At 68.6% G+C, this 1,082-nt stretch carries 1 protein-coding gene; it reads left to right on the top strand.

Translation table 11 applies throughout. The features are described from left to right. Position 1: 1 nt before the first annotated feature. Positions 2-1,082: sodium:solute symporter family transporter (locus B2284_RS11250; RefSeq protein WP_286697532.1), on the top strand; the 1,081-nt coding region annotated here is incomplete at its 3' end.

Below are 1,082 nucleotides of genomic sequence, written 5' to 3' on the forward strand. Positions count from 1 at the left end.
GATCGTCGTCCTCTACCTCGTCGCCATGCTCGGCTTCGGGTTCTGGGGCCGCTCGCGCACCCAGAACTCGAGCGACTACCTCGTCGCCGGCCGCCGCCTCGGCACCTTCCTCTACACCGGCACGATGGCGGCCGTCGTCCTCGGTGGCGCCTCCACGGTCGGCGGGGTCGGCCTCGGCTACAAGATGGGGTTGTCGGGCATGTGGCTCGTCGTCGCCATCGGCGTCGGCGTGCTCCTGCTGTCGCTGCTGTTCGCCGGCACCATCTCGAAGCTGCGCGTCTACACCGTCAGCGACATGCTGAAACTGCGCTACGGCAGCAAGAGCGCCGCGGGCGCGTCCAGCATCGTCATGATGCTCTACACGATGTTCCTCGTCGTCACCTCGACCGGCGCGTACGCCACCGTCCTGCACGTGCTGACGGGCCTCGACAGCTGGATCTGCATCGCCATCGGCGGCGCCGTCGTGCTCGTGTACTCCGTCATCGGCGGCATGTGGTCGATCACCCTGGCCGACCAGGTGCAGTTCATCATCAAGACGATCGGCATCTTCGCGCTCATGCTGCCGTTCGTGCTCGTCAAGGCCGACGGCTTCTCCGGCATCCGCGAGCGCCTGGGCGACGACTACTTCGCCATCGCCGGCGGCAAGGTCGGCGCCGACACGCAGACGATCATCACGTGGTTCGTCGTCTACATGTTCGGCATGCTCATCGGCCAGGACATCTGGCAGCGCGTCTTCACCGCGCGCACCCCGAAGGTAGCGCGTCTCGGCGGCACCATCGCCGGCGTCTACTGCATCCTCTACGGCGCGGCCGGCGCGATCATCGGCATGGGCGCGCACGCCGTCCTCGGCGACGGCATCAAGGCGAAGAACGACGTCTACGCCGAGGTCGCCGACAAGATCCTGCCCGTCGGGATCGGCGGTCTCGTGCTCGCCGCCGCCGTCGCGGCGATGATGTCGACGGCGTCCGGCGCGCTCATCGCGTGCGCGACGGTGGCCCGCAACGACGTCGTCCCGTTCCTGACGGGCCGTGCCCGCGCGGTCGACGACGTCGCCGTCGACGCCTACAGCGACCACGACGCCC

Source organism: Dermacoccus sp. UBA1591, assembly GCF_002322065.1.
GTDB classification, from domain to species: domain Bacteria; phylum Actinomycetota; class Actinomycetes; order Actinomycetales; family Dermatophilaceae; genus Dermacoccus; species Dermacoccus nishinomiyaensis.